Annotated in this window: 16 protein-coding genes; 5 read left to right on the plus strand and 11 right to left on the minus strand. The window is 69.1% G+C overall.

The window, feature by feature from the left end; genetic code table 11:
- Window positions 1-110: 110 nt before the first annotated feature.
- The 7 genes from AC1DSO_RS20755 to AC1DSO_RS20785 form a co-directional block, all read right to left on the minus strand.
- Window positions 111-902 carry an IclR family transcriptional regulator gene (locus tag AC1DSO_RS20755; RefSeq protein ID WP_477070613.1) on the minus strand — a complete coding sequence of 264 codons (792 nt, stop codon included), beginning with the start codon at window positions 900-902 and terminating at the stop codon, window positions 111-113.
- Window positions 903-1,007: 105 nt separating this feature from the next.
- A complete protein-coding gene (locus AC1DSO_RS20760; RefSeq protein ID WP_477070614.1) occupies window positions 1,008-2,261 on the minus strand; it encodes a DUF2264 domain-containing protein in 1,254 nt (417 codons plus the stop codon).
- Window positions 2,262-2,269: 8 nt separating this feature from the next.
- Window positions 2,270-3,481 (minus strand): glycoside hydrolase family 88/105 protein, encoded by a 1,212-nt coding sequence (locus AC1DSO_RS20765; protein WP_477070615.1) that lies wholly within the window; start codon window positions 3,479-3,481, stop codon window positions 2,270-2,272.
- Window positions 3,482-3,538: 57 nt separating this feature from the next.
- Window positions 3,539-4,387 carry a 5-dehydro-4-deoxy-D-glucuronate isomerase gene (gene kduI, locus AC1DSO_RS20770; protein WP_477070616.1) on the minus strand — a complete coding sequence of 283 codons (849 nt, stop codon included), beginning with the start codon at window positions 4,385-4,387 and terminating at the stop codon, window positions 3,539-3,541.
- 305 nt (window positions 4,388-4,692) lie between these two features.
- Window positions 4,693-6,132: an amino acid permease gene (locus AC1DSO_RS20775; RefSeq protein ID WP_477070617.1), complete on the minus strand. Its 1,440-nt coding sequence runs from the start codon at window positions 6,130-6,132 to the stop codon at window positions 4,693-4,695.
- Window positions 6,133-6,181: 49 nt separating this feature from the next.
- The gene (locus tag AC1DSO_RS20780) at window positions 6,182-7,390 is read right to left on the minus strand and encodes a M24 family metallopeptidase (RefSeq protein WP_477070618.1); all 1,209 of its coding nucleotides are present in this window, start codon (window positions 7,388-7,390) and stop codon (window positions 6,182-6,184) included.
- Window positions 7,387-8,640, minus strand: coding sequence for an NAD(P)/FAD-dependent oxidoreductase (locus tag AC1DSO_RS20785; RefSeq protein ID WP_477070619.1), 1,254 nt, complete (start codon window positions 8,638-8,640; stop codon window positions 7,387-7,389). The genes AC1DSO_RS20780 and AC1DSO_RS20785 overlap by 4 nt, the downstream gene beginning before the upstream one ends.
- A gap of 89 nt (window positions 8,641-8,729) precedes the next feature.
- Here AC1DSO_RS20785 and AC1DSO_RS20790 point away from each other — a divergent pair, with 89 nt between their 5' ends.
- The 3 genes from AC1DSO_RS20790 to AC1DSO_RS20800 all read left to right on the plus strand — a co-directional run bounded on the left by AC1DSO_RS20790 (window position 8,730) and on the right by AC1DSO_RS20800 (window position 11,433).
- Window positions 8,730-9,647, plus strand: a complete 918-nt coding sequence (locus tag AC1DSO_RS20790; protein WP_477070620.1) for a dihydrodipicolinate synthase family protein — start codon at window positions 8,730-8,732, stop codon at window positions 9,645-9,647.
- Window positions 9,648-9,665: 18 nt separating this feature from the next.
- Window positions 9,666-10,664 (plus strand): 4-hydroxyproline epimerase, encoded by a 999-nt coding sequence (locus AC1DSO_RS20795; protein ID WP_477070621.1) that lies wholly within the window; start codon window positions 9,666-9,668, stop codon window positions 10,662-10,664.
- Between the two features lie 127 nt (window positions 10,665-10,791).
- Complete coding sequence (locus AC1DSO_RS20800; protein ID WP_047405976.1) at window positions 10,792-11,433, plus strand: GntR family transcriptional regulator; 642 nt, start codon at window positions 10,792-10,794, stop codon at window positions 11,431-11,433.
- A gap of 7 nt (window positions 11,434-11,440) precedes the next feature.
- Here the strand turns inward: AC1DSO_RS20800 and AC1DSO_RS20805 are convergent, their stop codons facing one another.
- From AC1DSO_RS20805 to AC1DSO_RS20820, 4 genes are read right to left on the minus strand one after another with little or no spacing between them, the layout of a single operon-like run.
- On the minus strand, window positions 11,441-12,955 hold the full coding sequence (locus AC1DSO_RS20805; protein WP_477070622.1) for a glycoside hydrolase family 27 protein: 1,515 nt from the start codon (window positions 12,953-12,955) through the stop codon (window positions 11,441-11,443).
- A gap of 17 nt (window positions 12,956-12,972) precedes the next feature.
- Entirely contained in the window at window positions 12,973-14,448 is a 1,476-nt protein-coding gene (locus AC1DSO_RS20810) for a family 43 glycosylhydrolase (RefSeq protein ID WP_477070623.1), read from the minus strand.
- Entirely contained in the window at window positions 14,438-16,210 is a 1,773-nt protein-coding gene (locus AC1DSO_RS20815) for a DUF885 domain-containing protein (protein WP_477070624.1), read from the minus strand. The genes AC1DSO_RS20810 and AC1DSO_RS20815 overlap by 11 nt, the downstream gene beginning before the upstream one ends.
- Before the next feature lie 11 nt (window positions 16,211-16,221).
- Complete coding sequence (locus AC1DSO_RS20820) at window positions 16,222-18,585, minus strand: beta-L-arabinofuranosidase domain-containing protein (RefSeq protein WP_477070625.1); 2,364 nt, start codon at window positions 18,583-18,585, stop codon at window positions 16,222-16,224.
- A 213-nt stretch (window positions 18,586-18,798) separates the two neighbouring features.
- Here AC1DSO_RS20820 and AC1DSO_RS20825 point away from each other — a divergent pair, with 213 nt between their 5' ends.
- Window positions 18,799-21,561 carry a DUF5695 domain-containing protein gene (locus tag AC1DSO_RS20825; protein WP_477070626.1) on the plus strand — a complete coding sequence of 921 codons (2,763 nt, stop codon included), beginning with the start codon at window positions 18,799-18,801 and terminating at the stop codon, window positions 21,559-21,561.
- A gap of 46 nt (window positions 21,562-21,607) precedes the next feature.
- The gene (locus AC1DSO_RS20830; protein WP_477070627.1) at window positions 21,608-23,500 is read left to right on the plus strand and encodes a peptide MFS transporter; all 1,893 of its coding nucleotides are present in this window, start codon (window positions 21,608-21,610) and stop codon (window positions 23,498-23,500) included.
- Window positions 23,501-23,759 lie beyond the last annotated feature (259 nt).

Here is a 23,759-nt window from a genome sequence, read left to right on the forward strand (position 1 = left end):
CGTTTCAGCGACCATTGTTGCGCGCCGGCAACATGAAGCGGCGGTTTTGGAGAGCCCGCAAGGGCCATGCCGGGCCGCCGGCGGCTTTCGGCCAACGACCGAATCGCGCCTCAGCGGTAGCCGAACTCGGCGCTGATCTTCAGGGTCGTTTCCTTGACATAGGCCGCCACGGTCTCGATCCGGGCGTCGTCCATGTATTGGGCGACCGAGGACACCGAAACGGCGGCGACGATCTTGCCGCCAATGTCGCGGATCGGCGCGGCGACGCACCGGATGTGGTCCTCGTTCTCGTCGAGATCCAGCGCGTAACCGAGCGCTCGATAACGCGCCATGACGTCGAGCCACTGGCGAAGGTCATAGCGATAGCGGGGGAGGATCGCGGCCTCGCGCTGGAACACCTCGCGCAGGACGTCTTCGTCCTCGTCCAACAGCAACGCCTTGCCCAGACCCGTATGCCGCAAGGGCTGCCGCTCGCCGATCACGCACCGCACCTCGATGCGCCGCGTCCCGGGGATCTTGTCGATATAGTGCACCTGGTCGCGGTCGAGGACGCCCAGATTGACCGTGTCGCCCGTGTCCAGTGAGAGCTGGCGCAAGTGGTCATGGCTGACGCGGGTGAGCGTGATCTGCTGAGRGGCGGCGTAGCCGAGTTCCAGCAGCTTGGTCCCCAGCGCATAGCCTTCCCGCGGCGAGAACGACAGGAATCCGGCCTCGACCAGGGTGGAGGCCAGGCGGTGCACGGTCGTCTTGTTCAGATCCAGCGACTTGGCCATCTTGCCCAGCGTCGTGTCGCCCTTGGCCACGCGGCTAAGCACCTCGAGCCCCTTGAACAGGGTCTGGGCGCCGGCGCTCGTTCGGGGCGAGGACGCCTCGTCCGCATCCATCGGGGCGGTGTCCGTCATATCAACCGTTCCCGCGGGCTACAGCGACATTGCCGTGCGCCGTACCAAATAGTGATACGGCTCCAAGGCCAGAATGCAATGGCCGGCCCAAGACCGCCGTTCCGCTCAATAGTCGACCGCATAGTCTTTTTGGAACGGCTGGCCGGCGAACGCCAGCTTCTGGGTCCAGGGCGCCGAGGGCGTGGTCCAGAAGCCGTCCGACGCCGGCAAGCCCAGGGCCAGGAAGCCTTCCGTGGTGACGTACATGCTGCCGTTGTTCGAATACCAGTCGCCCAAGGCCGGGTTGTGGCCCACGAAGCCGATGGTCAGGAAACCGTCCTTAGTGAAGTTGCTGGGCTGGGTGAACACGGCCTTGTGCGCGGCGACCAGCGCCGCCCTCACCTGCCCCTCCGACAGCTTGGCCGGAAGTTGCTTGCGCCAGGCCAGCAGGGCCAGGGGCTGGAACACGGCCGTGCGATAGGTCAGCGACCTGCCGAACGGCGGGAAGGTCCCCTCGGGCGAGACGAACCGCTCCAGATGCTCGCTGTAGCGCTGGGCCCGCTTGACGGCCAGCTCGCGCCACTTGGTCAGGTCGTCCTTCCAGAACGGCGCCTTGTGAGCCTCCATGACCTCCAGCACCTGGATCATCATCGGATGCATCACGAACGAGCCGTAATAGTCGAAGTGGAACGTCGAGCCGTCCTTGATCCAGCCGTCGCCGATGTACCACTGGTCGATCATGCGGACGGCGGTGTTGAGCCGCATCGGATCGGATTCCTCGCCGATCTGAAGCAGGAAAGCCTCGTTCATCGCCGCGAACAGCAGCCAGTTGATGAACGGCGGATTGACCCGGCGCAGGCCCTTGATCTCCTCGACGATGCGCTTCTTGGTGGTCGCGTCCAGCGGGTCCCACAGCGTCTTGGGCGCGCGCAGCAGGGCCTGGGTGAAATAGGCGGAATCGACCAGGGCCTGGCCATGGCCGCGCCAGAGCAGATAGTCCGGGCTGGCCGGATCCACGGCGTGCGCGTACGCCTGCAGCGCCTGTTCGGTGAGCCGCTTGCGGACCTTGCCCTCGGCGGTGTCGTCCTGCGGCAGGCTCAGCCACGGCGACAGGCCCGAGATCATGCGGCCGAAACATTCCAGATAGGCCACGCCGGACTCGCGCCCGTCCCAGGTGGGGCTGAGCTCCAGCGGGAAGGCCTTCTTCAGCTCGCCCTTGGACATCGCCGACAGGACCGGGCTGGCGATCCTTTCCAGCAGGCCGGCCATGTAGGCGCGGTCGTCGATCGGGGCCTTGGCCGGCTTGGCGGCCTCGGCGGCGCCGGCGCCCAAGGACGCGGCGCCAACGAGGGCGGCCTTCATGAAATCGCGCTTGTGCATGGTCGCCCCTATCGAACCGGCTTGAGGTCCAGATCCGCCATCGCCGTCGCCGCCAGCAGGAAGGCGCCGACGCCGTAGAACTGGGTGTCGTCGTAGCTGACGCTCTCCGGACGATCCGAGACCGGCTGGACGTAGCCGAACTTGCCGTCCGGGTGCACCGCGCGGGTCAGGGCGGTCCAGCCCTTGCGCGCGACCGGCTCGTAGGCGGCGCGGTCGAGCAATCCCGCCTTCAGGCCCCAGGCCATGCCGTAGGTGAAGAAGGCCGTGCCGCTGGATTCCGGCGGCGACTTGGTGGGATCGGACAGCAGGGACGGCGACCAGTAGCCGTCCGGCTTCTGGATCGCCTTCAGCTTGCCGGCCATCTCCTTGAAGACGGTCTCCATCCGGACGCGGTCGGGATCGCCGGCCGGCAGCAACGGGATGATACGGGCCAGGCCCGCGAACACCCAGCCGTCGCCTCGGCTCCAGAACACCTTCTCGCCGTTCGGGCCCCGACGGGTGAAGAACCGCGAGTCCCGGTAATAGAGGTGCTCGTCCTTATCGTAGAGGAAGTCGGTGACCGCCGCGAATTCCTTGCGGGCATAGGCGGCGTAACGCGGATCGCCGGTGACCGTGCTCAGCTCGAACCAGGTCGCGGGAGCCATGAACAGCGCGTCGCTCCAGCACCAGCGCTGGTCGCAATCGACGCCGCGCGGGTCGGTATATTCGGCATGCTCCAGCCCGACCTTGGGCGGATAGCTCAGGATGGCGTCGAACCGCTGACGCAGGGGCGCGATCGCCGCGTCTCCGGCTCCATGGCGCGCGGACCAGAGGTAGGCCTGCCCGATCACGTGGTCGTCGGCGTGATAGAACCGCTTGCCCAGCTCCCACTGGTTGGCCAGCCCCCGCGCCAGGATCGCCTGACGGTAGGCCGAATTGTCCGACCGGTCGGCCAGGTCGCGCAGGCCGACAAACAGCGCGCCTTGCACCCATCCCTTCGGATCGGCCGTATCGCGCGAGGTGTTGGGCGGAATGTAGCCGGCCGCCATGGTGGCCAGCTGGTAGTCGGCGACCTTCTCGGCCAGGCGGAGGACGTCGGCGCGCGCATAGGCAACGGCCTGTGACTGCGTCGCCGCCGGCGGTTGCGCGGGCTCGGCCGAGGCGGCCCATGGCGAGAGCGCCGCCAGCAGGGCCGCCGTCCCGATCGCCGCCCCAATCGCCTTCCGGGAAACTCGCTGCATCTTTTCCTCCGTGTGCGACCAGGTTCGTTTCCCGGCCTCGTCTTGTTGCTTTCAGCCCTACCGTAGCTGGCAGATGTCGAGCACGTTCATGTCGCCATAGTCGAGGTTCTCGCCGCCCATCGCCCAGATGAAGGCGTAGCTGCCAGAGCCGACCCCGGTATGGACCGACCAGGGCGGACAGATCACCGCCTGTTCGTCGGCGATGACCAAGGAGCGCATGGCGTCGGGCTCGCCCATGAAATGCACCGCCCGCTCGTCCCCGAGACGGAAGTAGAAATAGGCTTCCGAGCGGCGGTCGTGCAGATGCGGCGGCATGGTGTTCCAGACGCTGCCGGGCTGCAGGATGGTCAGGCCGAGCAGCAGCTGGGCCGAGGCGCAGACGCCGGGCACGACCAGCTGGTAGATGATCCGATGGTTGGCGCCCTCGCGCGAGCCGCGCTCCAAGGGAATGGCCGTCGCCGTGGAGATCTTCTTGGTCTCGAAGCCCGCATGGGCGGGCGTGGAGGCCAGATAGAACCGCGCGGGGTTGGTCGCCTCGACGCTTTCGAAGCGCACGTCGGCCGCGCCGCGGGTGATGTAGAGGGCGTCCAGCGGCTCAAGGTCAAAGGCCTGGCCGTCGACGACGACGCGACCGGCGCCCTGCCCGACATTGACGACGCCCATTTCGCGGCTGGCCAGAAGGGGCCTTCCGGCATCCGACGGCGGCTCGGTTTGGACCGGCAGGGCCAGGCTCGCCGCCACGGGAAACGCGCCGCCGATCACCAGGCGCTCCTGGTGCAGATAGTTGAGCTTGACGGCGCCTTCGACGAACAGGCCCTCGATCAGGTAGCGGTCGCGCAGATCCTGATTGCTCGCGCCGTCCATCATCGCCGGATGGGTGGCGTAGAAAACCTTGTCGTAGGTCAAAGCACGCGCCCCGGCGCGAGCGCGGCCAGCGGAGCCCAACCGTGCTCCGCCACCGTTGTGATACTGACTGCTGGCATCTATCCCGTCCGTCGCTCGACGCGTTCTTATCTTATTTATCTGACAATTTGATTTTTGAAACGCAAGATCAAAAATCGGAACGCATGAGTCGTAGCTAGCACACGGACGCTCGCCCGCCTCCCGCCGCGATCGGGTTGGGCGTCTTTTCGAGGGAGGCGTCGCGGGACAAGAAACGCGGCCTGTTCGCGTCGTCAGGACGCGAGCGCCGCTCTAGCGCCGAGCTGAGCTCACGCCCCCTCACGCAGCGCCGGCGCCTCGACGCCCCGAGCCAGCAGGCTCGTGCGGCGGCTGTAGGTCAGATAGACGACCAAGCCGATCGCGTTCCAGGCCAGGAAGCGGATCAAAGTCCCGAGCGGCAGGCTGATCATGAAATAGAGGCAGCCGACCACCGCCAGCGGCGCGACGACCCACGCCGCGGGGCAGCGGAACAGGCGCGGCAGATCGGGCCGCCGCACGCGCAGGACCATCAGGCAGACCGCCACGCAGATGAACGCCAGCAAGGTGCCGGCGTTAGACAGCTCGGCGATCTGGGCCAGCGGCAGGAAACCGCCGACCAGGGCCACGGCCGCCCCGGTGATCAGCGTCAGGGTGACCGGCGCGCCGCTCTTGGCGTGAAGCCGGCCCAGGTCGCGCGGCAGCAGACCGTCGCGCGCCATGACGAAGAACACCCGGGTCTGGCCGAACATCATCACCAGAATGACGCTGGGTAGGGCGATGATGGCGGCGGCGGCGATGCCGAAGGCGGCGGCCGGATGGCCTAGGCCCCGCAGGATGAACGCCAGCGGTTCGCTCGAGCCGGCGAACTGGGCATAGGGCCAGGCCCCCACCGCGCAGGCGGCGACCAGCATGTAGATGATCGTGCAAATCACCATCGAGCCGATGATGCCGATGGTCAGGTCGCGCTTGGGGTTCTTGACCTCCTCGGCCGAGGTCGAGACGGCGTCGAAGCCGAAGAAGGCGAAGAACACGATGGCCGCGGCGGCCATCACCCCGCGCGGGTGGCCGGCCTCGGTATGGGCCGCGAAGCCATAGGGCATGAATGGCGTAAAGTTCTGGCCCTTGATGGCCGTGAAGGTCAGGCCGACGAAGACCGCCAGGGCGACGATCTTGATCACCACCAGGCCGATGTTCAGCGTGGCGCTCTCGCGCGCGCCCTTGGCCAGCATGGCCGTGACCGCCACCGTGATCAGGACGGCTGGCAGGTTGATGATCCCGCCGGCGTGCGGTCCGGCCAGGATCTCGGGCGGCAGGTTGATGCCGGCGCTCCTGAGCAGCCCGACCATGTAGCCGGACCACCCCACCGCCACGGCGGCGCAGGTCACGGCGTATTCCAGCACCAGGCTCCAGCCGACGATCCAGGCCAGCCCCTCGCCCAGCACCGAATAGGCGTAGGTATAGGCGCTGCCCGCCGCCGGGATCAGGGTCGCCACCTCGGCATAGGCCAGGGCGGCGAACACGCACAGCACCCCGCAGGCCGCGAAGGCCAGGATCACCGCCGGTCCGGCCCGCTCGGCCCCGATGCCGGTCAGGGTGTAGATGCCGGTGCCGATGATCGCCCCGATACCCAGGGCCAGCAAGTGCGGCCAGGACAGGGTCGGTTTCAGCCGGCGGTCAGCCTCCACGGTCAAGATCGCGTCGAGCGTCTTGCGGCGAGTCCAGAAGTTCATGCGGTCCCCCAGGAATGGTCGGCGGCGGGTGGTGTCAGGGCGGGCGCGATCACCGCGCACCGAACGGCGCGTCGATCGAGGGCGAGGGCTCGGTGAACCAGGCCGCGCCGTCCTCGGTGACGTGGAAGTGGTCCTCGAGCCGCACGCCGAACCGGTCGGGCACGACGATCATCGGCTCGTTGGAGAAGCACATGCCCGGGGCCAGCGGCGTAGCGTCGCCGCGCACCAGGTAGGGCCCTTCGTGAATTGACAGGCCGATGCCGTGACCGGTCCGGTGCGGCAGGCCCGGCAAGGCGTAGTCGGGGCCCAGGCCGTGGCGCTCCAGCACGCGGCGGGCGGTCTCGTCGATGATCTCGCAGGGAGCCCCCGGCCGTACAGCCGCGAAGGCGGCGGCCTGGGCCTCGTGCTCGATGTCCCAGACGCGTCGATGCTCGTCGCCGGGCTCGCCGAACACATAGGTGCGGGTGATGTCGGCGTTGTAGCCCTCGACCTGGCAGCCGGTGTCGATCAGCACCAACTCGCCTTCGGCCAGCGCCTGATCGCCGGGCAGGCCGTGCGGATAGGCGGTGGCGAGGCCGAACTGGACGGCGCAGAAGGTCGAGCCCCCGTCGGCGCCCGCCGCCCGGTGGGCGGTGTCGATGAACCGCTTGACCGCGCTGGCGGCGATCCCGGGCGCCAGGACGGCGGCGGCGCGGCGATGGACGTCCAGCGTAATGGCCTTGGCATAGCGCATCAGGGCCAGTTCGGCCGGCGACTTGACGCCCCGGCAGCCGTCGACCACCGGCGTAGCGTCGACGGCGCGGAGCGACGGCGCGGCCTTGCCCAGGGCGCTGAACAGCGAGAACGGCGCCGCCGGGTCGAGGGCCAGGGCGTCAGCCCCGATCTCCGACAGGGCCCGGCCGACCAGCCCGGCCGGATCCTCATGCTCCTGCCACAGGCGGATCTCGGCCTCGATCTTCAGGTCGGCCTGTAGCGAGCCCAGCTCGAACGCCGGGCAGATCATGATCGGCCGACCGGCGCGCGGCAGCAGCAGCGCCACCAGCCGCTCGGTCGCGCCCCACGGCACGCCGGTGAAGTAGCGCAGGCTGGCGCCCGCCCCGACCAGCAGGGCGTCGGCGCCCAAGGCCACGGTCAAAGCCCGCGCCCGCTCCAGCCGCGCCCCGTACTCGGCGACCGAGATGGCCGGCGGCCGCCCGGGTCGGGACGACAGTCCCGCCAGTTGCTGCTCCATGGTCGAGCCGCCGACGCCCAGGGTCATGCCGTCTTCCTCATTCGCGGGCCGAGACTCCGATCGAAGCGGTCCAGGTCGAACGGCGCGAGATCGGTCGATGGCGCCGCGCCGCCCATCAGGGCCGCGACCAGCTCGCCGGTCACCGCCGCCAGGGTCAGGCCCAGATGCTGGTGCCCGAAGGCGTAGTAAAGCCCGCCGACCCGCCGGCTGGCGCCGATGGCGGGAAGATAGTCGGGCAAGGTGGGCCGGGCGCCCATCCATTCGGCGACGGGGCCTTCCAGGCGCACGCCCAGCTCGGACAGGTGGCGGCGCAGGCGCGCCCACTTGCGCGGGTCGGGCGGCGAGGCCTCGCGGCCAAATTCGACGAAGCTGGCGGCCCGCAGCCGATCGCCGAAGCGGGTGAGGATCAGCGAACGATCCTCGAACACCACGGGCGGCAGGTCGTCCCAATGGTCCGCGCCGCCCTCGATATGATAGCCGCGCTCGGCGATCACCGGCGCGGCGTAGCCCAGGCCGCGCATCAACGCGCCCGAACCGACCCCGCCCGTGACCAGCACCCGTTCCGGCGCTAGGCGCTGACCGTCGTCCAGCAGCACCTCCACGCGGCCGTCGACACTCTCCAGCCGCGTGGCGCGACCGAGCCGACGCGCGCCGCCACTGGCGTCGAAAGCCTCGTCCAGCAGGCGCAACATCAGGGTCGGGTCGCTGACCTGCCCGGTGTTCTCGAAGGCCGCGCCGCCGGCGATCGGGACGCTGACCAGCCGTTGAAGTCGCGCCGTATCCGCGTCGGGCAGCGGGGCCAGCCGGGCCAGGCCGGTGTCGGCGGCTCGCCAAGCCGCGAGGCCGGCGCGGGCGCTAGCCGGGCTTTCCCAGACGACGAGATGGCCGCGCTCGACCAGCAGGTCGGGACGATCCAGGGACACGGCCAGCCGCCGCCAGGCCGGCAGGGCGGCCTCCAGCAGCGCGCCCAGCGCGCGTCGACCCCGCGCCGCGCCGCCCGGTGTGGAAGCGGCCATGAAGCGCGCCGCCCAGGGCCCCCAGGCCGCCAGGTCGCCGAGCCGGAAGTCCAGGGGTCCGCCCAGGGCGAAGAGTCGGCCGAACGCCGAGGTCACGGCCGCCGGCGAGGCCAAGGGCTCGACCTGCTCGATCGCGATGTGGCCGGCGTTGCCGTACGAGGCGGAACGCGGCAGGTCCTGTGGGTCGAGCAGCGTCACCGTTTCACCGGCGCGGCGCAGGGCCAGGGCGCTGGTCTTGCCGACCACACCGCCTCCGATCACCAGCGTTCCAGCTGCTTTTCTCACTCGGGCTTTACCTCCGCATCGCCATTTCGTATACAGTAGACGAAGCAGCCGGAGGTGCAAGCCGTATGAGTTCCATGAAATGGTCGGGCGTGTTCCCGGCCGCCACCACCCAGTTCAATGCCGATTCTTCGATCGATATCGACGCCAGCCAGCAGGTGCTGGACGCCCTGATCCGGGATGGTGTGCATGGTCTCGTCGTGCTGGGCACGTGCGGCGAAAACAACTCGCTGGAGGCCGATGAAAAGCGCCAGATGCTGCGCGCCGCCGTCGAGGTCGTGGCCGGGCGCGTGCCGATCATCGTCGGCGTTTCCGAGCTGACCACGCCGCGCGCCGCCGCCTTCGCCAAGGACGCCGAGACGATCGGCGCCGACGCGCTGATGGTGCTGCCCGCCATGGTCTACGTGCCGACCGAGGCCGAACTGGAAGCCCATTTCCGCACGGTCGCCCGGGCCTCGGGCCTGCCGATCATGCTCTACAACAACCCGCCGGCCTATCGCGCCGCCATCACCCTGGACGTGCTGACCCGCCTGGCGGACGAGCCGACCATCGTGGCGGTCAAGGAAAGCGCGCCCGACACTCGCCGATTCACCGACCTGGCCCGCGCTTTCGGCGAGCGCTTCATCCTGATGGCCGGCCTCGACGACGTCGCGCTGGAAGGCCTGCTGCTGGGCGCGCGGGGGTGGGTCTCGGGCCTGACCAGCGCTTTCCCCAAGGAATCGGTCGCCCTGGTCGCCGCCGTCGATCGCGGCGACCTGGAAGAGGCGCGCCGCATCTATCGCTGGTTCATGCCGCTGCTGCACCTGGACGCCGAGCACGACCTGGTCCAGTCGATCAAGCTGGCCGAGCAGATCATGGGTCGCGGGACCGAGCGCGTGCGGATGCCTCGCCAACCTCTGGCCGGCGCCCGCCGCGCCGAGGTCGTCGCCATGGTCGAGGAAGCCGCCGCCAACCGGCCGCTGCTGACCTCGGCGGTCGCGGCCTAGGATCAAGAGAGGAAGTCCATGCGCCACACGTTCTTCTGCGTCGACGGCCACACCGCCGGTAATCCGGTGCGACTGGTGGCCGGCGGCGCGCCGCTGCTGCGCGGCGACACGATGAGCGCCCGACGCCAGGACTTCCTCGCCCGCTACGACTGGATCCGCACCGGCCTGATGTTCGAGCCGCGCGGCCACGACATGATGTCGGGCGGCTTCCTCTATCCGCCCACCCTGCCCGACTGCGACGCCGGCATCCTGTTCATCGAGACCAGCGGCTGCCTACCGATGTGCGGCCACGGCACGATCGGCATCGTCACCTTTGCGCTGGAAAACGGACTGATCACCCCGCGCGAGCCCGGCAAGCTGCGCCTGGAGGTGCCGGCCGGCGTGATCGACATCGCCTACGAGATCGCCGGCGACCGGGTGACGGCGGTGAAGATCCGCAACGTCCCGGCCTATCTGGCCCGCGAAGGCGTCGCGATCGATGTGCCGGGCTTCGGCCCGCTGACCATCGACGTGGCCTACGGCGGCAACTTCTACGCCATCATCGAGCCCCAGGGCGCCTATGCCGGCATCGACGCCCTGGGCGCGGCCGAGATCCTTCGGCTCAGCCCGATCGTCAGGACGCTGGTGCGGGAAGCCTACGAGCCAGTTCATCCCCTCGATCCAACCATCCGGGGCGTCAGCCACGTGCTGTGGGCCGACGCCCCGCGCGCGGCGGACGCCGACGGCCGCAACGCGGTGTTCTACGGCGACCGCGCCATCGACCGCAGCCCCTGCGGCACCGGCACCTCCGCGCGCCTGGCCCACCTGGCGGCCAAGGGACGGCTGAAGGTCGGCGACGCCTTCGTGCACGAGAGCATCATCGGCAGCCGCTTCATCGGCCGTGTCGAAGCGGAAACGGAACTGGCCGGACAGCCGGCGATCATCCCCTCGATCGAGGGCTCGGCGATCGCCACGGGCCACAACATCCTCTGGATCGACCGTACGGACCCGTTCTGGAAGGGATTCCAGGTGATCTAGACTCCCGTCGCCCAGCGGAAGCCGGTATACGATAAGACTTGTTCCACGCCGTATTTCAGCGCGTCCTGTGATCGGCCTCGAGTCGATCGACGCCCCTGACGTCCGCTAAGAGGTTCACCCCGCGCCTATGAACATCGTCGTCCGTACGCTGTCCGACCAGACTTACGAGATCGTTCGTCGGCGCATCCTGGTTGGCGCGATGCAGCCCGGAACCGCGGTACGGCAGGATGTCATCGCCGCCGAGCTGGGGGTCAGCAAGATCCCGCTGCGCGAAGCCCTGGGCCGCCTGGAACAGGACGGCCTGCTCAAGTCCTATCCCAATCGCGGCTATGTGGTTCGCGACCTGTCGACCGACGAGGCCAGCGAGGTCTTCGCCCTTCGCCTGAAGCTGGAGCCTGGCGCGGTGGCCGAGGCCTGCCTGCGGGCCAAGCCCGCCGACCACGCCGCCGCCGAGGCCGCCTTGGCCGCGCTGGAAGCCGAACTGGCCAAGCCGGACGGCGATCACGTCAGCTTCAACCGCGCCTTCCACCTGGCTTTGGTGCGGCCCGGCGGGCACATCACCTTCCAGCTGATGGAGCGGCTGCAGATCCTCGCGGAACGCTATGTCCGCGTGCATCTGGAGCCCAACGGCCGCGACGAGCGGGCCAGCCGCGAGCACCGCGAGATCCTGGACGCCTGGATCCGCGGCGACGCGAAAAAGGTGGAAGCGCTGACCGCCAACCACATCCGCGGCACGCTGTCGGACCTGAAGCAGGAACTGGCCGGCTGAGCCGGGCTCAGCGCCCCCTCACCTTCAGCAGCACGGCCCCCTGCGGCGGCACCACGAACGATGCCGGCGCGGCGCCCAGATCGGCGTCGGCCCAGAGATCCCGCACGGACTCCAGCATCGTGAAGCCCGCATCGGCTGGCGCCAGGGCGATCGTCGTCGCCGTCTCGCCGCGATTGAACAGGGCCACGGCCACGGCGCCGTCGGCCAGCGGCTTCTTCCAGACCTCCGTCGCGCCTTCGCGACGCGCCGGCCGGCCCTGGACGCCGCGCGCGTCCTGGTCCACGGCGAGCACCGCGCGGTTGGTCAGCAGCTTCAGCACCTCGGGGCTGGTCTGGCGCAGATCGTGGCCCATCATCAGGGGCGCGGCCGACATCGCCCACAAGGTCATGTGGGTGACATAGGCGTCGTGGCTCATGCCGCCGTTGCCGATCTCCAGCATGTCGGGATCGTTCCAGCCGCCGGGGCCGGCGTGCTCGGGGCGGCCGTTCTTGTCGAAGCCGATCCTGGCCATGGTCGGATAGTCGTCGGTGATGTCGCCGGTCGTGCGCCACAGGTGGCCGCCCACGGTCCGTCCCCACGCGCCGACCTCGAAGCGACCGTACTCGCACAGCGAATAGACGATCGGTCGCCCCGTCGCCCGCAGCGCCGCGCCCATTTCGTAATAGGTCCGCTGGACCTTGTCGGCGTCGTCATAGAACCACTCGCCCGAGCAAAGGTCGTACTTCACGTAGTCGACGCCCCAGTCGGCGAAGGTTCGCGCGTCCTGCCGGACATGGCCGTAGCTGCCTTCGTAGCCGGCGCAGGTCTTGGGCCCCGGCGAGCTGTAGAGGCCCAGCTTCAATCCGCGCGCGTGGACGTAGGCGCTCAGCGCCTTCATGTCCGGGAACTTCTCGTTCGGGCGCAGCGCGCCGTCGGGCCCGCGCGTCCCCTGCCAGCCGTCGTCGATATTGACGTAGACATAGCCGGCGTCACGCAGGCCGGTGGCGACCAGGGCGTCGGCCATGGCGCGGACGGTCTGGTCGTCGATCTTTTCCGCGAACTTGTTCCAGCTGCTCCACCCCATCGGCGGCGTCTTGGCCAGGCCGTCCGGCGCCAGGGTCCGCAATGGCGGCAGCACCGTCGGCTTGAAGGTCCGGGCCTTGGCCTCCGTGGCCGTCCCGCGTCGGCCAGTCTGCTCGACGTGGGCGTACCAGATGTCGCCGGTCAGCTTGAGGTCCTTGCCGTCCAGCACCGCCGTCCACTGGCGGGTGGCGTGGGCCTTGTCGTTGAGGTTGCGCAGCTCGAAGGTCGCGCGATCGCCCTGGACAACCAGGTTGCGCATCTCCATCGGGCCGTACCAGGCCGTGGTGACCACGCCCTTGGGCTTGCCGCCGTCGCTGGAGATCCGGGCCATGGTGACGCCGGGATACGGCGGGGCCTTGTCGAACAGCCACGCGCCGTCCAGCGGCGTCGCGGCCTGGGCTTGGGCGGCGGCGGCGAGGACCGAAATCCCGAGTGAAAGCGTCATCAGACGGCGCGGCATGGCGTTTCTCCGGTCGATCAGGGTTCGCAGGCCGGCGCCGGCGCGCCGGGCGGTCGATGCGGTTGGGGCGTCGGCGCAAGGACTTCCCACTCCTGGACGGCGACGTCGGCGCTCGCGATGTCGAACACCGCGCGGACGCACCGCGTGGTCACCGGCGTGAAGGCGGCGGACTGGAAGACGTCCACGCCCGTCCCGAAGCCCTTCGGATCTCGCACCGGCCGCCAGCCGCGAGCCCAGTATTCGAGCCGCCAGGCCTTGGGCGGAGCCACGCCAGCAGAGGAGTCGGCCCAGAACCGGATGCGCGCGCCATTCAGCGTCACGGGCTGGTCGAAGCGGTATTCGATCCACGCGCTGGCCGGAGCGTCCTTGCCCGCGCTGGCCCACAGATCCGGCGGCAGCGGCGCGGCTCTGACCACGCCGTCGTTCAGCGCCTTGATCCAGTAGCGGACCGGGATGGGGTCGTTCGACGCCGCGGCGGTCGCCCGCCCCGCGACGTTGCGGCTGGGCGGGGGCGGCGGCGCGGGCCGCTTCGTCGGCGTGACCGGCAGGATGGCCGGCGGATCGGCGCGGTCGTCCCAGTCCATCCGGTCGATCGCCACGCTGCGCCGGAAGTGTCCGCCGCCGGCCGCGTCGGCCGTGTGATAGGCCAGCCACCACCGGCCCTTGAACTCGACGGCGCCCGCGTGGGAGGTGGTCGAGGAGACCGGCTTCAGGATCACCCCGCGATAGGTCCACGGCCCCAGCGGCGAGGCCGCCGTCCCGTAAGCGATGCAGGCGTGATAGATCGCCGGCGTGCAGTCGGACGACGGTCCGGCCCGGTTGCCGGCGTAGAGCAGGTAGTAGACGCCCTTGTGCTTCATCAGCCATGGCGCCTCGAAGAAGCCGGGCAGGCTCTGGACCTTCACCTGCGGCCCCTTGGGCGTGACCATGTCGGCGGCCAGCTCCATGCCGCGCAGCTGGCCGAACGTGCCCCAGTAGATGAAGACCCGGCCGTCGTCGTCGATCAGCACCGTCGGGTCGATGTTCTGGATGTCGTTGGCGACGGGAACCGACTGCGAGAGGATCGGCCCACCAGGATGGGCGTCCGTCCAGGGGCCGATCGGCGCGTCGGCCACGGCCACGCCGATCGCGAACCGGTCCTTGGTCTCATCAGCCCTCTGTAGAACCGGGGCGTAGAGATAGAACCGGCCGTTGCGGCCCTGGACGATCTGACCAGCATAGGCGCGGCCGGGCTCGGCCCAGGCGAAGACCGCCTCGGGCCGCGCGATGGCGCGATAGTGCCGCCAGTCGCCGGACGCCGGATCCTTGGTCGACAGCGCCTGCCATTCGTTCATGACGAAATCGTCGATGTCCGGCGCGGCTTCGTCACGGCCGGCCAGGATCCAGAGCGTGTCGCCCACCACCAGCGGCGCTGGGTCGGTCGAGTAATAGCGGCCGTCCGTCAGGATCGGATTGCCAGGCGCGTGGACGGCGACGGACGCCTCAATCCACATCGGGATAAGGGCCCTTGCCGCCGTCGGCGATCAGCTGGTCGACGCGGGCGTCGATCACCGGCAGCGGCACCGAGCCCAGCTCCAGCACGGCGTCGTGGAAGGCGCGGATGTCGAACTTGGCGCCCAGCGCCTTCTCGGCCCGCTTGCGCGCTTCGACGAAGGTCAGCATGCCCATGTAGTAGGACAAGGCCTGGCCGGGCCAGGCGATGTAGCGGTCGACCTCGGTCTGGATCTCGTGGTCGGCCATGGCGGTGTTGTCGTGCAGGTAGGCCTGGGCCCGCTCGCGGCTCCAGCCCTGGGTGTGGATGCCGGTGTCGACCACCAGGCGCGCGGCCCGCCACATCTGGTAGCTGAGCATGCCGAAGCGATCATAGGGCGTCTCGTACAGCCCCATGTCCTCGCCCAGCGCCTCGCTGTACAGCGCCCAGCCCTCGCCATAGGCCGACAGGTAGGTGTCACGGCGATAGGCCGGCAGGGCCTTGTTCTCGGCCGCCAACGGCATCTGGAAGGCGTGGCCCGGCGCGCTCTCGTGCAGGGTCAGGGCCATCAGCGAGTACAGCGGCCGCGACGGCAGGTTGTAGGTGTTGACCAGGTAGATGCCCGGCCCGCCTCGGCCGCCGGTGTAGAACGGCGCGATCTCGTCGGGCACCGGGCGGATGGCGAAGCGGCTGCGCGGCATGCGGCCGAACCATCGCGACGCGACGCCGTCGAAGCGTTTGGCGTCCCAGGCGGCCCGGTCCAGCAGGTCCTGCGGGGTCTTGGCGTAGAAGCGCGGATCGGTCCGCAGATAGGTCAGGAAGGCCGGCAGGTCGCCCTCGAACTTCACCTCGCGCATGACGTCCAGCATCCGGGCGCGGATCTTGGCCACTTCGGTCAGGCCGATCTGGTGGATCTGTTCCGGCGTCAGATCGGTGGTGGTGAACTCGCGGACCTTGGACCGGTAGTAGGCCTTGCCATCCGGCAGATCATAGGCGGCGAGTTCGCGTCGCGCGCCGGGAATGTACTCATCCCGCAGAAAGACGCGGAGTTTGGCGTGGGCCGGGGTCACCGCCTTGGTGATCGCCTCGGCGGCCTCGCGGCGCAGCGCCGCCTGGGTCTCCGGCGGGATCACGACCGGCATCGACTTGAACGGCGCGTAGAACGGCGAGGCCTCGGGCGTGGCGGCCTCGGCGACCAGGGCCACGCCGGCGTCGCGGCCCAGCAGGGTGATCTGGGCCGGGGTGAAGCCGCGCGCCAGGCCAGCGCGCATGTTGCCGATCTGCTGGTCGTAGTAGCGCGGAATGTCCTGCAGCATCGCCAGATAGCCGCGATAGTCCGCCTCGGTCCGCAAGGGCTCACGCGCCGTTTCGGCGAGGTCGCCCCAGAAGCTGCTGTCGGCGTTCAACGGCTTTTCGTAGTCGCGGTAACGCTGCTCGGCCAGCAGCGCGTCGACCTGGCCCTTGTAGACGGCGTAGTTGACCTGGTTGGCCTTCGACAGCTTGGCGACCGGCAGTTCGGCCAGCTCACGGGACACCTGCGTCCAGCGCGCCAGCCGCTCGGCCTGGACCGTCGGACCCACGTTGGGAAGCTTGAACCGTTCGGACTTGGGCGCGTCCTCGCTGGGGCCGAACTGCGTCTTGCGCCAGGCGTATTCGGCGGTGGAGATCGCCGCGAACCGCTTGTCGGCCGAGGCGACTGGTCGGGCCGCGGCCAGGGCGGGCGTGGCGATGGTCACCGCCGCCAGGCACAGGACCACCGTGTCGAAGAGTCCGCTGCGCCGCATGACCACGCTCCTCACGCGACCGGCTGGGCGGTGAACAGGCGCACGCCGAACACCGGCCCGGCCGTATTGCGTTCATGCGGGACGAACCGCACCTTGATCGAGGTCTTGCCCTTGGTCAGCGCCTCGGCCAGCGGATATTCGACGTCGAAGAACTTGCCCGGATGGTCGGCCTCCAGGCGCTGGGTGGCGACCTTGACGTTGTCGACCAGGATGTCGAAGTCGCGCTTGCGCTCCTCGCCCCAGTAGGTCGCCTGCAGGATCAGCGGGCCGGGACGCACCTTCATGTCGAACTCGAAGAAGCCGCCCGAGCGGGCGTCGCGGCCGTTGCGGTTGCGATAGGCCACCGGATAGGACAGCTCGGAGGTCAGGTTGTGGTCGCGCTCGGGCTGCATCTCGCCCAGGTGCATGACGTCCACCGACCGCGCGGCGATGTCCTTGAGCCGCGCCTGCTCGGCCAGGAACGCGGCTTCCTCGGTCTTCCAGGCGCCTTCGGTGAACCGCTTGAAGTAGACGGCGGCGCGGCGATCATACTGGCTGTAGAACGGCGTGAAGGTCAGGTCGGTCGGCCGCATGACGCCCTTGGCGACATAGACGGCCTTCTCCAACGCGATGGGCTGGAAGCGGTCCAGCACCGCGTCGCCGACCATGGCCGGATCCACGCCCTTCCAGGGCTCGCTGACCGGCCCGAGGTCGGCGGCCAGCACCATCGGCCCGCGCAGCACCGCTACCGTGGTCGCGTCGCCGGGGGTCGCTTCCAGGCGCAGGTCCAGCGGCAGGCTGATCGCCACCACGTCGCCCGCCCGCCACTTGCGGTCCACCAGGGCATAGCCACCGGCCATCTCGGGCGCGACGGCCTCGCCGTTGACGCTGACCCTAGCGCCCTTGCCCGCCCAGGCCGGGACGCGCAGGGCGATGGCGAACCGTCCGGGCTTGTCCAGGCGGGTCAGGGTCAGCTTCGAGTCCGTCTCGTAGGGATAGCGGGTCTCGAGCTTCAGGTCGGCGCCGCGCGTTTTCCACTGGGCCTGCGCCGGGATGTAGAGGTTGACCAGCAAGGTCCCCTCGCCTTCCCAGAAGATCGACTCGCCGTGCTTGGCGTGGCTCTCCATGCCGGTGCCGACGCAGCACCAGAACGGGTCGTCGGCCGGGTTCGAGAAGTCGCGCGCCACCCCTGTCAGCAGCGGCGTCATGTAGGTGAAGCCGCCGGTCTTCGGGTTCTGCGCCGCCATCACATGGTTCAGGTGGGCGCGCTCGTAGTAGTCGAACAGCCCGCCGTCCGGCCGCCAGCTATAGAGCTGCCGGGTCAGTTTCAGCATGTTGTAGGTGTTGCAGTGCTCGCAGGTCTGCTCGCTGATGTGAGCGGCGATGGTGTCGGGGGCCGAGAAGTACTCGCGGTCGGCGTTGCCGCCGATGACGTAGCTGTGGTGGTCAGTGACCGTGCGCCAGAAGAACCGCGCCGCGTCGGCGTCCTGGGGCTTGCCGGTCAGCTCGTACAGCCGCGCCAGGCCGATCAGCTTGGGCACCTGAGTGTTGGCGTGGAAATTGGCCAGCTTGTCCTGCTGGGCGACCAGCGGATCCAAGACCTTGCGGTCATAGAGCCGCTCGGCCACGACCAGCCAGCGGCGGTCGCGGGTGCGGGCATAGAGCTCGGCGTAGCTCTCGTTCAGGCCGCCGTATTCGCAGCCCAGCAGGGTCTGCATCTGCTCGTCGTTCAGGGCCGCGAAAACCCGCTCGAAATAGCCGCCCAGGCCGACGGCGACATCCAGCGCCTGCGGGTTGCCCCAGGCGCGGTGGACGTCCAGCAGGCCGGCGAAGACCTTGTGCACGGTATAGAGCGGCGACCACGAGCCGTTGAGGTCGAAGCCCCCCGAGCGGATGTCGCCCTTCATGACCTCGCCGAAGATCTCCTCGCCGTCGACGACCTTGCCGTCCTTCCGCTTGCGCTGCAGGGCGCCGACATAGCCCGTACCGCGCTTGGCCTGGGCCCGGGCCAGCTCGGCGACGATGTAGTCGGCCCGTCGGCGGCACTCGGCGTCGCCGGTCTGCTCGTAGGTCACGACCAGGGCGGTCAAGTAGTGGCCCAGGGTATGGCCGGCGATCGTGTCCGCCTCCCAGCCGCCATAGAGCTCGCCCTTGGCGGGCAGGCCGGCGAAGGTCATGAAGTTGTGCAGCAGGCGGTCGGGGCTGAGACGCAGCAGATAGGCGCGGTTGACCTCCACGGCGGTCGCATAGGACGACGGCAGCAGACGCACCGACGACAGCGGCAGGGGCTGGGCCTTGGTCGGAAGCGCGGTGCGGGGTTTGGCGAAGGCCGAGATCGGCAGGGTCGCGCCGGCGAACGCCGCGGCGGTGAGCATCAGATCCCGGCGGGTGGCCATCGCGTTATCCCAACTTGATAATGTATACGATCTTAGGGTGACGCTGTTCGTTCGTCAATCTGGACGGCGGCAGCGTGGCAAGATCATATACTGTATAATTTCCTTGACGAGGCGAAGCCGAGCAGTTGTGCTGACCCGAACCGGCGCCCGCATCCCGTCCAGGCCAGCGGCCGATCCGCGGACCGCGTCCGCCCCGCGAAAGACGAGACGTCGATGAGAAACCTTCGCCCCCTGGCCCTGGCGGTCCTGCTGCTGGCCACCACGCCGCTGAGCCTGGACGTCGCCGGCGTGGCGCGCGCGCGGGAATCGGCGCCGGCGGCCGCCAAGCCGGTGTTTCCGCCGATCGCCAAGACCGCCCATCGCGCCGGACCGTTCCAGCTGGACCTTCGCGCCGACACCCAGACCCTGGCGCGGCTGTCGCCGGCGGCCGAGGCCGGCTTCGACTTCGTTCCGGGCGGGCGCGAGGCCGAGCGGCAGGGCGACGGCTATGTTCATGTCGGCGATATCCACCTGCGGCTGCGCAACCCGGGCGGTCCCTGGCGCGATTTCAGCTCGGCCCACCAGCGGCGGCCGATCCGCGCCCTGCCCGCCGGCGGCGCCGTGCTGGCCGCAGCCGACATCACCGCCTCGCTGGGCGAGGGCTCGCCCCTGCGGGTCGAGCGGCGCTGGATCGCCGAAAAGGGCGCGCTGGTCCTGCGCTTCATCCTGACCAACACCTCCCGCGAGACCGTCGAAGTCGGCGGCCTGGGCTTGCCGATGGTGTTCGACAACATCATCACCGACCGCTCGCTGGAGGAAGCCCACGCCCAGGCCAGCTTCGTCGACCCCTATATCGGCCGCGACGCCGGCTACCTGCAGGTGACCCGCCTGAATGGCAAGGGCCCGGTGCTGCTGGTCCTGCCGGAGAAGGGCGCGTCGCTGGAGGCCTACCGCCCGATCCAGCAGGCGCGACCCGATGCGCCGGGCAAGGACATCTTCACCGACCGCGGCAAGCGAGCCCAGACCGCCGAGGGCTTCTACGACTGGACGGTGGCCAGCAAGGCCTTCGCCGAGCAGGACTGGAAGGACGCCGGCCAGCCTTGGAACCCGCCGACCAGCTTCACCCTGGCGCCGGGCGCGAGCCGGACGATCGGACTGCGCCTGGTCACCGCGCCGTCGATCCGCGCGATCGAGGACACCCTGGTCGCCCAGGGCCGTCCGGTCGCCGTCGGGATCCCGGGCTATGTCGCCCCGACCGACCAGGATCTCTCGCTGTTCCTGAAGTCGCCCAAGCCGGTAGCGCGGATCGAGAGCTTCCCGGCCGGGGCGCTGACGACGACGCCCGTCAAGAGCGGGTCGGGCTGGTCGCGCTACGCGGTGCGGGCCTCGGGCTGGGGTCGGGCGACCCTGGCGATCACCTATGCCGACGGCGCCGTGCAGGCGATCCCCTACTTCATCACCAAGCCGCTGGACCAGGTAGTGGCCGACCTTGGCCGGTTCTCGACCACCAAGCAGTGGTTCGACGACCCGGCCGATCCGTTCAAGCGCGGCCCCAGCGTCATGACCTACGACCGCCAGGCCGACAGGATCGTCACCCAGGACCAACGGGTCTGGATCGCGGGCCTCAGCGACGAAGGCGGCGCGGGCAGCTGGGTGGCGGCCTTCGTCAAGCAGCTGGACAATCCCGACGCCGGCGAACTGGCCAAGCTGGAGCGCATGGTCGACGAGACCATCGTCGGCCGGCTGCAGGTCGCCGACGGGCCTCAGGCGGGCGCGGTCAGGAAGAGCCTCTTCTACTACGACCCCGCCGCCCTGCCGTCCTATTACGATCCCAAGCTGGACTGGAAGACCTGGGCCTCGTGGTCGAAGAAGGACTCCGAGGACCTGGGCCGCTCCTACAACTACCCGCACGTCGCTATCGCCCACTGGGTGCTCTACCGCCTGGCCCGCAACCACGAGGGCCTGGTCAAGGCGCACGACTGGCGCTGGTACCTGGACCACGCCCAGGCCACCGTCGTGGCGATGATGCGCGACGCCCCCTACTACGCCCAGTTCGGCCAGATGGAGGGCGACGTCTTCGTCGACATCCTCAAGGACCTGCGCCGCGAGGGCATGACCGCCAAGGCCGACGAACTCGAGACCCTGATGAAGGGCCGGGCCGACCACTGGAAGACCTTGCCCTACCCGTTCGGCAGCGAGATGGCCTGGGACTCGACCGGCCAGGCCGAGGTCTATGCCTGGATGCGGTTCTTCGGCCACCAGAAGCAGGCCGACGAAACCCGGGAGGTCATCCTGGCCTACGACCCGACGATCCCTAGCTGGGGCTACAACGGCAACGCCCGGCGGTATTGGGACTTCCTGTATGGCGGCAAGGTCCCGCGCATCGAGCGGCAGATCCACCACTACGGCTCGACCTTGAACGCCGTGCCGCTGTTCGACGCCTATCGCGCCAATCCGGCCGACGTCCATCTTCTGCGCGTGGCCTATGGCGGCCTGATGGGCGGGATCACCAATATCGACCAGGCGGGATTCTCGTCGGCCGCGTTCCACTCGGCCCCCGACATGATGTCGTGGGACGCCTACAGCGGCGACTACGGCATGGGCTTCTTCGGCCACGCTTATGCGGCGGCGACCTATTTGGTCGATCACCGAACGTTCGGCTGGCTGGGCTTCGGCGGCAAGGTCACCCAGAAGGCCGGAGTCGTGCGGATCGAGCCCCGGGACGGCGCCCGGACCCGCCTGTTCGTCGCGCCGGCCGGCGCTTGGCTGACCCTGGAAGCCGGCAAGATCGACGCGGTCGAGTTCAAGCCGGCCACCGGCGAGCTGACCCTGACCCTGGCGGCGCGGGATCCCGCGACCTCCACGGCCAGGCTGCTCATCGAAGCCACCACGCCGGGCGCGCATCCCTATCGCCCGAACGGCGCGACCTTGGAGCGCGGCGCCTATGCCCTGCCCCTGGCCGACAAACCGACCACGCTCGTCCTGACGCCGAACTGATCTCGTTCCCCTCCGCCACGTTCGGCGCGAACCTCAAGGCTGCTCTATGAATATCGTCATCGCGATGGGCGTCCTGGTCACCTTGGCGACGGGCGTCCCCGTGCTGATGCAGCTGCTGCGCGACCATCCTCGCGGCCTGCTGGTCCTGTTCTTCGCCGAGATGTGGGAGCGGTTTTCCTACTACGGCATGCGCAGCATTCTGATCTTCTACCTGACCCAGCACTTCCTGTTCGACCCGAAGACCGCGGCCGCCCACTACGGGGCGTACATCTCGCTGGTCTATCTGCTGCCGCTGATCGGCGGCTTCGTAGCCGACCGCTATCTGGGCACGCGCAAGGCCGTGATCTTCGGCGCCCTGCTACTGATCGCCGGCCACCTGACCATGGCGATCGAGGGCAAGCCGGCCACCCAGACCCTGACCTATGGCGGCCACACCTACGACTTCGGCACCGACGGCCGGGGCGAGGGCCGGATCTCCAGGCTGATGGTCGGCGACAAGTCCTATGCGGTAGCCGCCGCCAAGAGCGGCGACTTCGTCGTCGAGGGCCTGCCCGCCGCCGCCCCGATCCCCAAGGTCCTGGCCAAGGGCCAATACCGACTGGACGTCGCCGACCGCGACCCGGTCTATCTGAACGTCCTGTGGCTGGCCCTGGCCCTGATCATCATCGGCGTCGGCTATCTCAAGCCCAACATCTCGACCATCGTCGGCCAGCTATATCCGCAGGGCGACCCGCGCCGCGATCCGGGGTTCACCCTCTACTACTATGGCATCAACCTGGGCTCGTTCTGGGCCTCGCTGCTGTGCGGTCTGCTGGGGGTGACGGTCGGCTGGTGGGCCGGCTTCGGCCTCGCGGGCCTGGGAATGCTGGCCGGCTTCGTCGTGTTCATGCTGGGCAAGCCGCTGTTGCAGGGCAAGGCCGAGCCGCCCGATCCTGCGCGGCTGCGCCAGCCGGTGCTGGGTCCGCTGAGCCGCGAGACGCTGATCTATCTGCTGTCCCTGGCCGGCGTCGTGGCGGTGTTCTTCCTGGTCCGGCGCACGGCGGCCGTCAGCGGCATCCTGGTCGCTGGCATGGTCGGCTCGCTGGGCTACGTCCTGTGGTTCATGTTCGCCAAGTGCGGCAAGGTCGAGCGCGAGCGCCTGGCCCTGGCCCTGTTCCTAATCCTGGGCGCGGTGATCTTCTGGACCCTGTTCGACCAGGCCGGCTCGTCGCTGAACCTGTACGCCGCCACCAATGTCCAGCTGGACCTCGTCGCCGAGCCGGTCCGGCTGCTGGGCGGCGCCATCACCCTGGCCACGCCGCAGCAGCTCGCCGCCATCGGCCTGGACCGGAGCGCGACCTTCTGGATCGACACCACCTTCAACGCCGCCCAGACCCAGGCCTTGGCTTCGGGCTGGCTGCTGATCTTCGCTCCGGTCTTCGCCTGGTTGTGGACCTGGCTGGGCGCGCGCGGCAAGGACCTGAACCCCATCGTCAAGTTCGGCCTGGCCCTGCTGCAGGTCGGCGCGGGCTTCCTGGTGCTGCAGCTGGGCGCGCCCCTGGCCGACGGCGCCTTTCGCACACCGCTGATCTTCCTGCTGCTGATGTACCTGCTGCACACCACCGGCGAGCTCTGCCTGTCGCCGGTCGGCCTGTCGCAGATGACCAAGCTGTCCCCGGCCGCCCTGGTCTCGTTCGTGATGGCCGTGTGGTTCATGGCCGTGTCGATCGCCAACACGGTCGGCGGTTTCATTGCCGGCCTGACGGCGACCGAGACCGTCGGCGGTCAGGTGCTGGACCCAGCCCTGGCGTTAGCCCGCGCCTTGACGGTGTTCAACTGGATCGGCGGGATCGCCATGGCGCTGGGCGTGATGTTCCTGGCCCTGTCGCCGATCCTCAAGCGCTGGTCGCACGGCTCGGACGAAACCACGGCGTCCGAGGACATGGCGAACGCCGGGTAGGCCTCCGCTGGGAACCCCTCTCTCATAGAGAGAGGGAGGGGCCCACGCCTCCGGCGTGGGAGGGTGAGAGGTTTCAACGCTGGCCGGCATGGTCCCTCGCCACCCAAACCCCGCCCTCCCCGGCGAAGGCCGGGGTCCAGATCGAACTCACGGGCTCCACGCGGATAGCAGCGCTTCGATCTGAGAGACTATAACCTCTCACCCTCCCACCGCTGCGCGGCGGGCCCCTCCCTCTCTCTATGAGAGAGGGGTTTCCGGA

Source organism: Caulobacter sp. P4_E5 (genome assembly GCF_056401555.1).